Here is a 13,119-nt window from a genome sequence, read left to right as displayed (position 1 = left end):
CTTCGAAAAGCTGGCAAAGCAACCAATAGGAAACTATCTATTTGAGCCTTTCCCAACAGGTTGCTGCGGCGAGTCATATCCTTGGTTGTTTTTTCATCAGCCAAGGATATGCAAACGTCCGCTATGTAGCAGGCGAAAGAACAGTAAACGGCCAGTACCAAACACACGCTTGGCTTGGATGGGACGGCTGGATTATCGACATCACCGCCGACCAGTTTAGCGATGGGCCAAGCGCTATGTTTCTAGAGCGAGACAGCGACTTTCACCGTTCTTTTGCAAGAGACTACGAGTGTGAGCCAGTAATATCGAACTGTATCGCAGCACAGAACCAGAAGTTTTTAAGTACTATAAAAGTCTGATATCTCGATGCCCCCAACATCGAGTGCTGTATCGCTAAAGGGGATGTAAAAGGAGAGGTACATCAATATAGGTGGGGTTTAAGTGTATCTGCTGGACTCTATTGGAAACGTGTTTTTTTAAGCTGCTGATATATAATGATTTAATGTATTTTTATGCACTTTATTGGAGCCTATAGCGGAATTTGCTTACCGCCATTATCAAGAAACCCCGATTAGATTGGCGTCTAGTCGGGGTTTTTTATGCCTGATATTTTGCTTTGTGGAATAGAGCGTTTAAAAGCCAAGACAGTTAGTCTTGGCTTTTAAATTTCATGGAAATGGAGTTGACGCAGTGGCGGATGTTTTTTGCGGTGAGTCCTTCCCCTTCAAATACGTGTCCAAGGTGACCACCGCAGTTGGCGCAGACGATTTCGGTGCGGCGTCCGTCTCTATCTGGGATGCGCTCTACAGCACCTTCTATCTCATCGTCAAAGCTAGGCCAGCCACAGTGGGAAATAAATTTATGCTCTGAGGTGTAAAGTGGCGCTTCGCACTGGCGGCAAACGTATAAGCCTGCTGCCATGGTATCCGTATATTCACCAGTAAAAGGGCGTTCTGTGCCTTTATCTAAAATGACGCGGGCTTCTTCTGGCGTTAGTTTGTTGTAAGGATTGCTCATGTGCCTCTCTCTTCTTGTCTTCGTTTCTTTAGCTTTGTAATTACGCACGGATCGAGTCGGTGATAAATAAACGCTGTTGCTCGAATTATGGCACGTCTTCACTCATACAATTATGACAATAGTATGGACGAATGGTTCATCGTAAAGCTTGTTACACACTACCAACTCGATGGGCTGCTTGGCTTCGTAGATCGCGCGGTAATAGCGTTTCGTGGCGAGAGGTTGTCATTGGTTTGTTATATAGACATGTTTTACTGATGGCTTTGTTATTCACCGAGCATCTCCTGTTCTTTTGTTGTGCGTTACTGAATAGCCTTATTGCTTCCTAAAAATCACGACTTTCTTTCACCGATAGATGACATCATGTTGATAAAGAGGTTTGTTGATCGGGGCTTGTATGACCTCTTATGGCTTGGGAGTCAAAATTTATAACCGTTAAGGTTCCCGTCAGCTTTGCCCTTTATTATCAAGGGTGAATATGTCTGGTGTTGTTTAGCAAGCTCTATTTTTGCCAAACAGGAGGGTAAGCCATGGTGAATATGACGCCTTTTATAGGCAATGAGAGAGGAAAACAGATGAACAAATTAAGTGTCATTATTATTACTTACAACGAGCAAAAGCGAATTGGACAGCTTTTAGAAGATTTGAATAATCAGGTATTCAAAGATTTTGAGGTTATTGTTGTCGATTCGAATAGTGACGATGACACGCTATTGGTCGCTGCCCAGTATGAAACTTGCTTTGACGAATTCAGAGTCCATAAAATGGAGAAAAGAGGGGTAAGTCTTGGTCGTAATGTGGGGGCGAACTTGGCGAAGTATGAGCGTATTTTATTTTTGGATGCCGATGTTCGCTTGCATGAGCGTTTTTTATCTAAGGCGATTAAAAAGTTAGATAAGTCCAAATTGGAGATCGCTGGGGTTTATATGGGGGCGAGCAGATTAGGGCTACCTACGAAGCTAAGTTATGGCATGTTTAATGTCGGTATTTATTTGACTCAGTTCTTTTTCCCTACTGCTGTTGGTGCTTGTATCTTTTCCACGAAACGTCTTCATCGTGAGTTAGGTGGCTTTAATGAGAGAATTAACTTATGCGAAGACTGTGACTATGTGAATCGAGCGAGTAAGACTTGGCGCTTTCGAATGTTAGCGATGACCTTTCAGTTTGATCCACGCCGCTTAAAGCAAGATGGTGTCCTAAAAATGGGGTATTTATACATTCGGGCGAATGTCAGACGCTTTTTTATTGGTGAAATGTACAATAACGAAATTGAGTACAAGTTTGGTCACTACCATGAGAACAATTAAGTCGTGATTAAGGAGTTAAGTCTCGCACTTGGCACCTTTGCTGATTCGTTTATTGGCATCAATATTTTTGTACCAGGAGAGCCTTTTTACCTTGCCGCAGGTTATCAGCTTTACCATCATAATGTGTTTGCTGTGTTCATGGCCTTACTTGGTGGTTGGCTGGGAGATCAGTTAAGTTATTGGGTAGGTTTTCGATATGGACAAAGAGCGCAACGGTTTTTGTGTCGTTTACGACCTAAACTCAGGCGTAAGGTTGCTTTGTGCCGAGTAGTAATGGATAAGAAAGGGAATTGGGCTATTCTGTTTGCTCGTGTGCTGGGCCCTGTCGCTTGGTTTATGCCTTTTCTGGCTGGGAATATGCGAGTAAGTTGGTTGCGCTTTACTGTGTTGTCCACGGCAGGTCTATTGCTTGGAGGAGGGCAGTTTATAATTTTGGGGTATATCGTTTCTTCTCAGCTGATTCATTCTTCTTGGTTTTCTGCTTTGGATGTGTTCCATCATTAATCTATTTCTTCGTATTCGTGCCGATCTTTGGGCGACTGTCTCCGTTTACATCTCTTACGCGCCCATATCTTAACTTACTGGCTTTATCGGATTATACTGGTACTGTGTTTATATAAGGGGTATCCATTTAGAGCAACCAATGTCAATATATAGTGATGAACAAAAAATCTTCTTCACTCACAGCGGGTATTGATTACCCTAAAAATTGGAGCCAATTTGTTGACTGGTTTCACGATGAGCAAGCTTGTCGTGATTATCTGTACGCGCTTCGCTGGCCTAATGGCTTCATATGCCCCAATTGTTTGGTACATAATGTGCCCTATACTCTTCCAAAAAATAAACTTAAATGTGTTCAGTGTCGAAAACAAACTTCTGTCACAGCAGGCACTATTTTTGAGAAAACGAGAACGCCTCTTAAAGAATGGTTTGCTGCGATTTGGTACCTCACCAATCAGAAAAATGGCGTAAGTGCACTTGGTATTCAGCGCTTACTCGGACTTGGCAGCTATCAAACGGCTTGGGCGATATTACACCGATTACGCTACGCAATGATCAATCCTGAAAGAGACAAATTATCTGGACTTGTTGAGGTAGACGAAACCTTTGTTGGTGGTGTAGTCGATATAAATCAACAAGATAAGAAGAAATTTGTTGTATTGGTTGCAATAGAGCTTATAGAACCAAAAGGGTTTGGTCGCATTAGATTAAGACAGGTAGATAAAGCAACAAAAAACAACGTTGAGCAATTTATAACAGATGTTATTGAGCCGAATAGTCGAATTCACACTGACGGATCTGCCATTTATGGTTCAGTTGATAACATGGGATATTCAAGAAAAAAGACCGTACATCTTGGTTCAAATATACCAGCCCACGAAACTATGCCAGGGGTTCACAGAGTAGCTTCTTTATTAAAGCGCTGGCTATTGGGAACCTATCAAGGAGCTGTTCAATCTAAGCAGCTCGATTACTACTTAGATGAATATACCTTTAGATTTAACAGAAGAAAATCTCGGTCTAGAGGGCTATTGTTTTATCGATTACTTGAGCAATCGGTAACCACAAAACCCCTAACCTATAAGGACATTAAAACCAGATAAACACTAAATATAGTGTCTGGTTGCTCTAAATGGATAGCCCTTGTTTATATACAGTAATGTTGTTTGTTTGTTAAAAAGTGTGGGATGTAATGAATGGTAGTGTGAATTTTGTCGCCATTCGTCGGCAATTCAATTTTCGTGGAATAGAAATGGGGCGTTGGGTCACGCCAGCGGAGCGTGATAGAGCAGCGGTGAATTTTTATCAAGCTTTGTGCGATTTGATGTCAGCTTTGCAAGGCCCAGAACCGCTTATTTCATTGCGTGGTACATTGGGGTTGCAATACGGAAAAGGCGGACGACCTGGTGTCGCTGCGCATTATGTGCCTGCTACGCGGCAGTTGTCTTTAGCGAAAAATGCGGGTGCCGGAAGCTTGGCTCATGAGTGGTTTCATGCTTTCGATCATTATATTGGCGAGAAGATGTTTGTGACGGCTGGAAATATGGATTTTGCTTCCAGTCATTGGCTGGAAAATCATGTTATTCACCCGCATCGTTTAAATACATTATTGGCGGACTGTTTTAGAGCGATCATGCTCAGTGAAAATGGCAGTGAGCCCAGTGAGTTATTTCGTTGTTCGCAATTGATGGATGAAAAGCTGAAGGTGCTCTACTACGCCAAGCCCGAAGAAATGTGTGCGAGAGCCTTTGAGGCTTTTATTGAGGATGCACAGCCGAAAAGTGCTTTTTTGGTCAAAGGCAGCCGCTATTCTGACGAGGCCAAATTAGGGTTGTACCCGAAAGCAGAACAGCGACAACGTATTAACCACACTTTTCAGGACTACTTTTTTACATTAGGTAGGGCGTTACACCATGAGCTAGGGGCGACCTAATGTTGACTTATGGAAGCCGCATTCTAAAGAAGTTTGTCTAAATCAGCAAAGACGATAGGGCGTCCTTCTGGATTGATAGAAGCGGTGGTCATTTGCGATTCCAGCATGAGCGTGTCATCTTCGCGGTAAATGTTTTGTTGAAACAAAAGTTTGAAACGCGAGAGTTTTTCTGTCTTTGTCGTAACATAAAAGCGATCGCCGCTTTTTAGCGGACGCTTGTAATGTGTTTCGGCTTTTATGAGCACAAGATGAATACCTTGTGCAGTTATGTCGGCAAAGTCCAACCCTCGGCTTTTGATAAATTGATGACGAGCGTGTTCCAGATAGTTTTGATAAACCGCATTGTTAACAATGCCTTGCATATCACATTCATAGTCTCTGACGTCAAAAAAGAGTGTATGATCCTGTGAATGAGTTGTTTCCATTAGAACTGTCCTATTTCAGGGGTGTAAGGGTAATTATGATCCGCATGATAGCAGAGTCTGTGTAAACGATATTGTAATAAATATGGCTTAAAGGAAGCAGAAGCAATTTTTGCCCTGCTGTTTTGCCCGTTTTAGCTGTGTGGTTGCTCGTGTAAAGAGGCTCTCTATGCTTTCTTTTCCGACTAACGTGGCGACCCCGATGGAAACAGTCACTTGTGGTATTGTCTCCTTGCTCTGTTTGTGTCGGATTTTTTGTTGTGAAATTTCATGACGTAGGTGTTCAGCATGGTTGTGCGCCTCTTCTGACGTTGATTTATACAACATAATGCCAAAGGTTCCACCTTCTAGCCGAGCAATGTGTGATTGTTCTAATTGTAGGGTTTCCAATAGGGCGGCAACATAGCGAATAAGCGAAGTGCCAGCGCGCTGACCATAGTCTTTATTAATGCGGCCTAGGAAATCAATGTCCAAGATAAGCAAACTTATATCGTCCTCTGCTTCTGGTAAGTGTTCGTAAAGGTGGCGTTCTAATGCCGTTTTGTTTTCCAGTTTCGTCAAAGGGTCGATATCTAGGCTTTTCTTCAATGTTTCTAATTCAAGTTTGAGTTGCTGAATATCTTTTTGTGCCGTTAATAGGTCTGACTGAAATTTCTGTGAAGCTTCTAGTGCTTTTCGAGAACCACGATCCAGATAGGCAATCACTTTGTTAAGTTGATGTGGACTATCTGAATGTTTGAGGGCGGTTCTACTTTTGCTGATGACCGCATTTAAGTCTGATAAGTTGTCCCCCATTTTAATAGATGACATTTCAAGCTGATTAGCGACTTGCTCTACGCTTTTTTGGTTTTTGTTGTTCTGATGAAACTCGTTAGGTAGTACAAACTCGTGAAAAAGGTCACGGGATAAAAAGCTGGGGATGTTACCTAGCTTTCTTAGAGTCTCATCAACTAGCTGATTTAACGCTTTGTTACGGTTAGATACATACTCATACCAAATCCCATAGTTATAAGGGGTTGGTGAAATATCCAATTGAAGCATCAGTGGCACAGCTTTTTGCATCCACTTTAGTGCTTGTTTTGGTTTTTCATCCCACATTTATACCTCAAATACAGAAATGGCCGCCGTGATTTATTTCTTTTGGCGCTTGCTGAAGATTCAACTCATAGATAGGTTCACCTATGAGTTGAATGCCATTGTTACATAAAATCAAACAGTTATATTGCTATTTTTGTTATCGAAAGCCATAAAAAAAACTTTAATGTAAATTTTTGTATGTATTGTACGTTTAAATGCGGTGATTGGAGTCGGTGCTATGGTTTTTCCATAGGGGCTATCGACCACCAGCCAGTTTGCTTTTGATACCTTCCTTTTCGAGTAATTGTTTGATTTTTTCTCGATTGTCACCTTGGATCTCGATATTGCCCTCTTTTACCGAACCACCTGTGCCACATTGCGCCTTCAGTTTTTTAGCGAGGGCTTTTAATTCATCTGTAGTCATTGCTAAGCCAGTAACAACGGTGACCCCTTTGCCTTTTCTTGCCTTTGTTTCCAGCATGATGCGTACATTGCCATCTCCTAGAATAGGGTTATTTTTACAGGTGCAATTATCAATAGGATGTTCACAAAGAGGGCAGAGTCGTCCTTGGTCTGTTGAGTAAACGAGGTTGCGTGATTTCATTGTAATTCAATCTCTTATCGTAAAATGGTGGCGAATTAAGCATTGTAACATTGCAAAAATAATGACGATTTACAAAAAATGAGGCAGGACTCAGTTTTTTCTTCTACTATAATTTTATAGGTTGAACAGCGTGGTCAAACATGAATAGATTATTGAAAATACAGCGAGCCTCAGAGACTGATCTAGAGGCCATTTTATTATTCGAGTTTCATAATAAAACTTGGTTCTCTGAGTTTTTGCCATCTCAAGTGTTAATGCGTCAAAACGAGCGTTATTTTAAGCAACAATTATCAGGGGGGCAAAACCTTGTTCAGTTTCTTGTGTATTTACACAATGGGGCGTTAGTCGGTCGATTTAGTTTCCAGTTTCTCGACCCACAACATACGGTGGCAGAAGTGTCTTATCGAGTGGCTAAACAGTGCTCAAACCGCGGGATTGCTCAATTTGCTTTGCGCAGCTTGCTGCCGATTTTGGCTTGCTATGGTATTAACGAGTTATACGCTCAGGTGAGTTCTGAAAATGAAGCGTCTATCCGTGTTCTGAAGTCTTGCGGTTTTGAGTATTCCGTTACCAAAGAGGCCTCGATCAAGATGCCCTCTGGTATCCAGGATACCGTTGTTTACAAGTGGCGTGTAGGCTCGCAAGAGCGCCTGCAATAGGCGTTGTCTACTAGCGAGCGACCGCCATTCTTCCTTTCTTCTCTTCGTTTTACTTCCCTTTATTGCCATAAACATCGCTTGGTTCTGGACTATATGATTTGATGCGGTTTTAAACGAGCCAGAGTGGTTTGTATTTTACCGTCAAAGGGGGCGCTGACCGTCATTGCTTGATGGGTAGCAGGGTGGGTAAAAGACAAGCTGGATGCATGTAGCATTAATCGAAACACCTCAGGCCACAATGTGTTCATTGCTTTATTGATATGACGGCACCCATAGCGACTGTCTCCCACTAATGGGTGTAATGTGTGTTTAAAATGTCGGCGAATTTGATGTTTACGGCCTTGTTTTGGCATTACTTTTATCCAGCTCAATCGCATGCTGTCGTAGCGGCTGACTGGGTAGGGCAGTTGATAGCGTTCGAGTAATTCAAATTCAGTTTGTGCCTCTTTTTCCGACCCTGGCACTTTAAAACGCGGCATACCTTTGGGCTCACTGATTTTAACTAACGGGTAATCAATAATACCTTGGTCGTGACAAAAACCACGTACCAAACAATGATATATTTTTTGGTTTTTATTATGGGTAAACTGCTCGCCCAGCGCGCGGGCGATGTGTGGTGAAAAAGCCATAATAAGCACACCTGAGGTGGCGCGATCTAACCGATGTACTGGAAACACCCATTTTCCTGTTTGATCACGCAGCCGCTGGACGACGGCATCTTCCTCGTCTTTTGCCAGCTCTGTGCGGTGAACCAATAGCCCTGCGGGTTTATTGACGATCACAAGATCGTCGTCTTGAAATAAAATGTTTAGCGTCATGAGCTTGGGTTCATAAATTGAGCGATTTTCTCCATGGCGATGTTGGCCAATTTTTGCATTGCTTCATTGCTTCCCCAAGCAATGTGCGGTGTGAGTAGGAAATTCGGTAGCTTGGTCAAGGCTTGTAACGGGTGGTGGTGAGGCATGGGTTCTTGTGTGGCGACATCAAAGCCGGCCCCCATGATGCGCTTCTCTGTCAGTGCTTTGATTAATGCTGGTTCGTTAACAATGCCACCACGCCCCATATTTAGTAAGATGGCGTCGGGCTTCATTTGTTCAAATTCAGTGGTACTAATCAGGTCTTTTGTGGTCTCGGTAAGTGGACAGTGCAGAGACAGTACATCAGCTTGCTGAATTGCCTCGTTAAAGGGGACATAACCCTCACGAACGACCTTAGCGTTTTTGTGCTCAGCAAACATGACCTGCATACCAAATGCTTTGGCTATCTCTGCGACTTTATTGCCGATGATGCCTTTACCGACAATGGCTAACTTAGTATTGGCCAAATCTTTAATTGGGTAGTCTAGAAAACAGAAAAAACTGGATTCTCCCCATTTGCCAGCTCGCACATCATCAATGTAAGCAACTAGGTTGCGACGTAAGGCAAGTAATAGAGCAAAAGTGTGTTCGGGCACGCTGATGCTCGAGTAGCCATCGACATTTTGTAGGGCGATGCCCTGTTCTTTGCAGGCTTGAGCATCCACATTATTAATCCCCGTCGCGGTGACTTGAACCAGTTTTAAATCATGAGCCTGCTCGATAACGTCTTTTGTCAGTACCACTTTGTTTGTTAACACAATGTCAGCCCCTTGAATACGCTCAGCGACTTCGTCAAGGGTAGTATTGGGGTACTCAATGACCTCTGAAATACCTTCAGGGTAGTGAAACTTCATATTACTTGGAAATGAGTCTCGATCTAAAAAAACGGCTTTCATAGTGCCCTCAGTTTTTATCTAGTAAAGGAAGAAGATAAGGAAGAATGGTTTGTAATACGATCGGTTGGCCTTTCGCATTCGGGTGTAATCCATCACTTTGCATAAGGTTTTTATTTAATGCGACGCCTTTTAACATGAAAGGCACATAGGACACATTATATTTCGCGGCGAGGGTTTTGTAGAGCCCAAAAAACATCTCTGTATAGCGTTTTCCGTAGTTTTGTGGAATACGATTGCCAATTAACAGGACTTTTGCTTTGTTTTGTTGAGCTTGCTCAATCATGGAGCTGAGATTTTTTGTGGTCTGATCCAGTGGGTAGCCACGTAAAGCATCATTAGCACCGAGCTCTAAAATGATCCACTGAGGCTGATATTGTTTAAGTAGCGCGGGAAAGCGGGCTAGGCCACCTTGCGTTGTCTCGCCCCCCACACTGGCGTTAATGATGCTAATCTGTGGGTGTGATTGAGAAAGTTTTGTTTTTAGTAAACTAACCCAGCCATCTTGTTGTCTTAAATTATGGGCGGCACTTAAGCTGTCTCCCATTACCAGTAGGTTATGGGGTTGGGCGGCCTGAGCATATGAGCAAAATAGTATGAGGGCGACACAAGCGACCCTTATTTGTTGAGTGATACGCATATAAAACCTTATTAAGTGAGACGCATTATTTATGGAAAGCCAAACCGCTATTGAAGTTGCCATTGACGTTAAAAACCTGACACATACTGTTTCTTCAAAAACAGGTGATTTGACTATACTGAAAGGAATTGATTTAGAAATCAAGGAGGGGGAATCCGTTGCGATTGTCGGCGCTTCTGGCTCAGGCAAATCCACTTTATTAGGTCTGCTGGCGGGGTTGGATGTCAACACACAAGGGGACATTGCCTTGTACGGGCATTCTCTGACAACATTGAATGAAGAAAAGCGTGCCTTGCTGCGCGGTCAATATGTTGGCTTTATTTTCCAATCCTTTCATTTATTGCCCAGCCTAGATGCGCTGGAGAATGTCATGTTACCGGCTGAACTTAAGGGTGACAAAATGGCGCGCCAAAAAGCGCTGCAATTGTTGGAAAAAGTGGGGTTGTCTCATCGTTTAACCCATTACCCACGACAACTCTCTGGTGGTGAGCAACAGCGGGTGGCCATCGCGCGTGCTTTTGCTTCTGAGCCGAAGGTTTTGTTTGCCGATGAGCCAACAGGCAATCTGGATGAGGAGAATGGAAAGATCATAATTAAGCTGCTGTTTGAGTTAAACCAATCAGAAGGCACGACATTAGTAATGGTGACCCATGATAATCACCTAGCGACGCAATGTGATCGTCAGTTAGTGATGTCCTCAGGTCGACTGCAAGAATCCTCTCAAGATAACCGGAAGGATCCAGTATTATGAATTTTGCTTGGCGCTTTATGCGTAAGGAAATGCGCAGTACCGACGTGGTGACTTTGTTGGTTGCGCTGGTGATTGCCATTGGTACGGTGACGGCCATTAGCTTGTTTATCGATCGTTTACGTCTGTCATTTGAGCAGGAGTCCGCTTCTTTGCTCGCCGCTGACCGGGTAGTACGTTCTGATCAGGTGATTCCCCCATCTTGGCGGCAAAAGGCCGAGTCTTTAAAACTGTCAGTAGCAGAACGGGCGTCGTTCAGCACCATGGTCTTTGCTAATGATAAGCTGCAGCTTTCTCAAGTGAGTGCTGTGACGAACAGTTATCCGTTGAAGGGCCGTTTTTTGATCGACTCAAAGTTGTTTGGACAAGGCATCAAATCGAGTGAGTCACCGAAACCGGGCTTCATTTGGATATCGTCTCGCTTAGCCAGTTTATTAGGGGTGACAATTGGGCAAAAAGTGGAAGTAGGTGACAAAACATTAACGGTGTCGAAGTATTTGGTTCTTGATCCGGGGGCGAGCTCGTCCGCGTTTTCTATTTCCCCCAGGGCAATGATGAATAAAGCCGATTTAGCGGCAACTAATGTGATTATTCCTGGTAGTCGTGTGCGCTATTCTTTGCTGGTGGCTGGGGAGGCAAGCTCACTCAATGCGTTGCAAGCATGGCTCGCCCCTAAATTGACGGATGGCCAACGTTGGATTAGCCCAAAACAACGGGGTGAACGAATTGGTGAGACGATTAATCGAGCGGAGTCGTTTTTATTGTTAGCGGGGACATTGGCGGTGGTGTTATCGGGTGTCGCCATGGCGCTTGCCTCATCTCGTTATGTGAAGCGCCATTTGATGCAAGTTGCGGTTTTAAAAACGTTAGGGGCCACGCCTAAAACGTTATCGCGTTTATTTCTGCTACAGCTGTTGTTTTTGTTTGTTATTGGGGCGGTACTGGGGTTAGCGTTTGGCTGGATTGTCCAGAATATGATTGCCGCATTGCTATCAAGCCTAGTGACGACGGCATTGCCAGAACCTGAGCTTTGGAAAATGTGGTTGGGTGTGGCAACGGGGCTGATTTCCTTGGTTACTTTTTGCTTGCCATTGATGCGTCGCTTAATTCGCATTTCGCCTTTATCTGTTTTACAGCCTTCCGCCCGCGTTGAGCAGGGTTCCGTTATGTTGTATTTAATCGGCTTTGCTGGCATGTACGCTTTGATGTGTTTATACACTCAGGGCGTTATGCTACCCACTATCATGGTGGTTGCGATGGTCGGCATTGGCTTGGTTGTGTCTGTATTAGGCTGGGTCATGTTTAAGTTCGGGCGGTCGGTGACGGCTGGGGCGACCAGTGGTTGGCAAATTGGCTTGGCGGCGTTATACCGACGCTTGGTGCCCAATCTGTTTCAGCTTTTGGTGTTTACGCTGATTATCATGCTGGGTTTGGTGCTCGTCGGTATTAAAACCAGTTTGATTGCCGATTGGCAGAAGCAATTGCCAGCCGATGCGCCTAATCATTATTTGTTTAATGTTCAAGCCAATCAAATTGCGCCCATTAACCAGATGTCTCACACTCTAAAGATTGCTTCGTCCTCTTGGTACCCTATGGTGCGAGGCCGAATCACGCAAGTTAACGGCGAGCAGGTAAGTAAATTGTATCCTGATGATAAGCCTGAGCCAGAGCTATTTGAACGGGCCATGAACTTAACCTGGGCAGAACAAGTGGGCGAGGGCAATAAGGTCGTTGCTGGGGATTTTGCAGCCAATGGCTTGTCGGTGGAGGAAAAGGTTGCCAAAGAAGCCGGCCTAAAACTGGGTGATAAATTAACGATCAATATCGGCGGGGTGTTCCATACTTTGCCTATTACCTCATTGCGCTCTGTTGATTGGAGCTCTATGCGGCCTAACTTTTATGTGATTGTACCGAAATCCGTATTAAATGATTCGCCAGCCAATTATGTGAGCAGCTATTTTGTTAAACCCAGCCAGGCACAAGCCTTCTATCATGCTATGTCGACATTCCCAACGGTGTCCATACTGAATGTAGGTGACATACTCAAACAAATTCAATCCATTATTGCCCAGTTGTCACAGGCCATTCAATTGGTACTGGTATGTATCTTAGCTGCTGGTGGATTGGTGTTGCTGGCCAGCGTTCGTTCAACGTTAGAAGAGCGCATGGAAGAAGGGGCTTTGTTACGAGTACTCGGGGCGCGTGGTGCTTTGGTTCGGCAAGCGTTGATTATTGAATTTGCTTGTTTAGGGGTGTTTGCCGGTGGCATCGCTGCGATGGGGGCGGAGGCGTCTTTATACGGTGTTCAAGTGTACATTTTTAACTCAGAACCAAGCTGGCATCCTATGTTATGGTTATTGGGCCCAGGTGCTGGCGCTTTATTGATTACAGCCGTCGGTGTATTTGCCAGTCGAACTGTGTTAAAAGTGCCGCCGATGCATTTGTTGCGCGGTATTTAACA

16 protein-coding genes are annotated in these 13,119 nt (G+C 44.0%); 8 read left to right on the top strand and 8 right to left on the bottom strand.

What is annotated here, in order from left to right; translation table 11 throughout:
* Positions 1–41: 41 nt before the first annotated feature.
* A complete protein-coding gene (locus tag MSP8886_RS14545) occupies positions 42–359 on the top strand; it encodes a hypothetical protein (protein WP_067017709.1) in 318 nt (105 codons plus the stop codon).
* A gap of 289 nt (positions 360–648) precedes the next feature.
* On the opposite strand, the gene MSP8886_RS14540 is transcribed toward MSP8886_RS14545, so the two are convergent.
* Positions 649–1,017, bottom strand: coding sequence for a methionine-R-sulfoxide reductase (locus tag MSP8886_RS14540; RefSeq protein ID WP_067017707.1), 369 nt, complete (start codon positions 1,015–1,017; stop codon positions 649–651).
* Between the two features lie 151 nt (positions 1,018–1,168).
* Positions 1,169–1,291 carry a hypothetical protein gene (locus MSP8886_RS22675; RefSeq protein ID WP_281197850.1) on the bottom strand — a complete coding sequence of 41 codons (123 nt, stop codon included), beginning with the start codon at positions 1,289–1,291 and terminating at the stop codon, positions 1,169–1,171.
* Positions 1,292–1,592: 301 nt separating this feature from the next.
* On the opposite strand from MSP8886_RS22675, the gene MSP8886_RS14535 reads away from it, so the two are divergent.
* The 4 genes from MSP8886_RS14535 to MSP8886_RS14520 all read left to right on the top strand — a co-directional run bounded on the left by MSP8886_RS14535 (position 1,593) and on the right by MSP8886_RS14520 (position 4,758).
* Positions 1,593–2,324: a glycosyltransferase family 2 protein gene (locus MSP8886_RS14535; protein WP_067017949.1), complete on the top strand. Its 732-nt coding sequence runs from the start codon at positions 1,593–1,595 to the stop codon at positions 2,322–2,324.
* A 3-nt stretch (positions 2,325–2,327) separates the two neighbouring features.
* Positions 2,328–2,828: a DedA family protein gene (locus MSP8886_RS14530; RefSeq protein ID WP_067017704.1), complete on the top strand. Its 501-nt coding sequence runs from the start codon at positions 2,328–2,330 to the stop codon at positions 2,826–2,828.
* Between the two features lie 155 nt (positions 2,829–2,983).
* A complete protein-coding gene (locus MSP8886_RS14525) occupies positions 2,984–3,928 on the top strand; it encodes an IS1595 family transposase (protein WP_067017702.1) in 945 nt (314 codons plus the stop codon).
* Positions 3,929–4,017: 89 nt separating this feature from the next.
* Positions 4,018–4,758: a CLCA_X family protein gene (locus MSP8886_RS14520; protein WP_067017700.1), complete on the top strand. Its 741-nt coding sequence runs from the start codon at positions 4,018–4,020 to the stop codon at positions 4,756–4,758.
* Positions 4,759–4,781: 23 nt separating this feature from the next.
* On the opposite strand, the gene MSP8886_RS14515 is transcribed toward MSP8886_RS14520, so the two are convergent.
* The 3 genes from MSP8886_RS14515 to yciH all read right to left on the bottom strand — a co-directional run bounded on the left by MSP8886_RS14515 (position 4,782) and on the right by yciH (position 6,861).
* Entirely contained in the window at positions 4,782–5,183 is a 402-nt protein-coding gene (locus MSP8886_RS14515) for an acyl-CoA thioesterase (RefSeq protein ID WP_067017698.1), read from the bottom strand.
* Positions 5,184–5,270: 87 nt separating this feature from the next.
* Positions 5,271–6,278 carry a GGDEF domain-containing protein gene (locus tag MSP8886_RS14510; protein ID WP_067017696.1) on the bottom strand — a complete coding sequence of 336 codons (1,008 nt, stop codon included), beginning with the start codon at positions 6,276–6,278 and terminating at the stop codon, positions 5,271–5,273.
* A 235-nt stretch (positions 6,279–6,513) separates the two neighbouring features.
* On the bottom strand, positions 6,514–6,861 hold the full coding sequence (gene yciH / locus MSP8886_RS14505; RefSeq protein WP_067017694.1) for a stress response translation initiation inhibitor YciH: 348 nt from the start codon (positions 6,859–6,861) through the stop codon (positions 6,514–6,516).
* A gap of 140 nt (positions 6,862–7,001) precedes the next feature.
* On the opposite strand from yciH, the gene MSP8886_RS14500 reads away from it, so the two are divergent.
* Entirely contained in the window at positions 7,002–7,520 is a 519-nt protein-coding gene (locus tag MSP8886_RS14500; RefSeq protein WP_067017692.1) for a GNAT family N-acetyltransferase, read from the top strand.
* Between the two features lie 89 nt (positions 7,521–7,609).
* On the opposite strand, the gene MSP8886_RS14495 is transcribed toward MSP8886_RS14500, so the two are convergent.
* Genes MSP8886_RS14495 through MSP8886_RS14485 form a run of 3 tightly spaced genes read right to left on the bottom strand, consistent with a single transcriptional unit; the run spans position 7,610 to position 9,910 of the window.
* Complete coding sequence (locus MSP8886_RS14495) at positions 7,610–8,338, bottom strand: pseudouridine synthase (protein WP_067017691.1); 729 nt, start codon at positions 8,336–8,338, stop codon at positions 7,610–7,612.
* Positions 8,335–9,273 carry a D-2-hydroxyacid dehydrogenase gene (locus tag MSP8886_RS14490; RefSeq protein ID WP_067017690.1) on the bottom strand — a complete coding sequence of 313 codons (939 nt, stop codon included), beginning with the start codon at positions 9,271–9,273 and terminating at the stop codon, positions 8,335–8,337. The genes MSP8886_RS14495 and MSP8886_RS14490 overlap by 4 nt, the downstream gene beginning before the upstream one ends.
* Before the next feature lie 7 nt (positions 9,274–9,280).
* Positions 9,281–9,910, bottom strand: a complete 630-nt coding sequence (locus MSP8886_RS14485; protein ID WP_067017689.1) for an arylesterase — start codon at positions 9,908–9,910, stop codon at positions 9,281–9,283.
* Positions 9,911–9,941: 31 nt separating this feature from the next.
* Here MSP8886_RS14485 and MSP8886_RS14480 point away from each other — a divergent pair, with 31 nt between their 5' ends.
* The gene (locus MSP8886_RS14480; protein ID WP_067017687.1) at positions 9,942–10,661 is read left to right on the top strand and encodes an ABC transporter ATP-binding protein; all 720 of its coding nucleotides are present in this window, start codon (positions 9,942–9,944) and stop codon (positions 10,659–10,661) included.
* The gene (locus tag MSP8886_RS14475) at positions 10,658–13,117 is read left to right on the top strand and encodes an ABC transporter permease (protein ID WP_067017685.1); all 2,460 of its coding nucleotides are present in this window, start codon (positions 10,658–10,660) and stop codon (positions 13,115–13,117) included. The genes MSP8886_RS14480 and MSP8886_RS14475 overlap by 4 nt, the downstream gene beginning before the upstream one ends.
* The last annotated feature ends 2 nt before the right edge of the window (positions 13,118–13,119 follow it).

This window comes from Marinomonas spartinae (assembly GCF_900089775.1).
GTDB classification, from domain to species: domain Bacteria; phylum Pseudomonadota; class Gammaproteobacteria; order Pseudomonadales; family Marinomonadaceae; genus Marinomonas; species Marinomonas spartinae.
This window is presented reverse-complemented; position numbering and strand designations above follow the sequence as displayed.

Coding starts and splice junctions, on each gene's coding strand:
- MSP8886_RS14540 (WP_067017707.1), bottom strand. CDS start 1,017: ATGAGCAATCCTTACAACAAACTAACGCCAGAAGAAGCCCGCGTCATT.
- MSP8886_RS14535 (WP_067017949.1), top strand. CDS start 1,593: ATGAACAAATTAAGTGTCATTATTATTACTTACAACGAGCAAAAGCGA.
- MSP8886_RS14525 (WP_067017702.1), top strand. CDS start 2,984: ATGAACAAAAAATCTTCTTCACTCACAGCGGGTATTGATTACCCTAAA.
- MSP8886_RS14520 (WP_067017700.1), top strand. CDS start 4,018: ATGAATGGTAGTGTGAATTTTGTCGCCATTCGTCGGCAATTCAATTTT.
- MSP8886_RS14515 (WP_067017698.1), bottom strand. CDS start 5,183: ATGGAAACAACTCATTCACAGGATCATACACTCTTTTTTGACGTCAGA.
- MSP8886_RS14510 (WP_067017696.1), bottom strand. CDS start 6,278: ATGTGGGATGAAAAACCAAAACAAGCACTAAAGTGGATGCAAAAAGCT.
- yciH (WP_067017694.1), bottom strand. CDS start 6,861: ATGAAATCACGCAACCTCGTTTACTCAACAGACCAAGGACGACTCTGC.
- MSP8886_RS14500 (WP_067017692.1), top strand. CDS start 7,002: ATGAATAGATTATTGAAAATACAGCGAGCCTCAGAGACTGATCTAGAG.
- MSP8886_RS14495 (WP_067017691.1), bottom strand. CDS start 8,338: ATGACGCTAAACATTTTATTTCAAGACGACGATCTTGTGATCGTCAAT.
- MSP8886_RS14490 (WP_067017690.1), bottom strand. CDS start 9,273: ATGAAAGCCGTTTTTTTAGATCGAGACTCATTTCCAAGTAATATGAAG.
- MSP8886_RS14485 (WP_067017689.1), bottom strand. CDS start 9,910: ATGCGTATCACTCAACAAATAAGGGTCGCTTGTGTCGCCCTCATACTA.
- MSP8886_RS14480 (WP_067017687.1), top strand. CDS start 9,942: ATGGAAAGCCAAACCGCTATTGAAGTTGCCATTGACGTTAAAAACCTG.
- MSP8886_RS14475 (WP_067017685.1), top strand. CDS start 10,658: ATGAATTTTGCTTGGCGCTTTATGCGTAAGGAAATGCGCAGTACCGAC.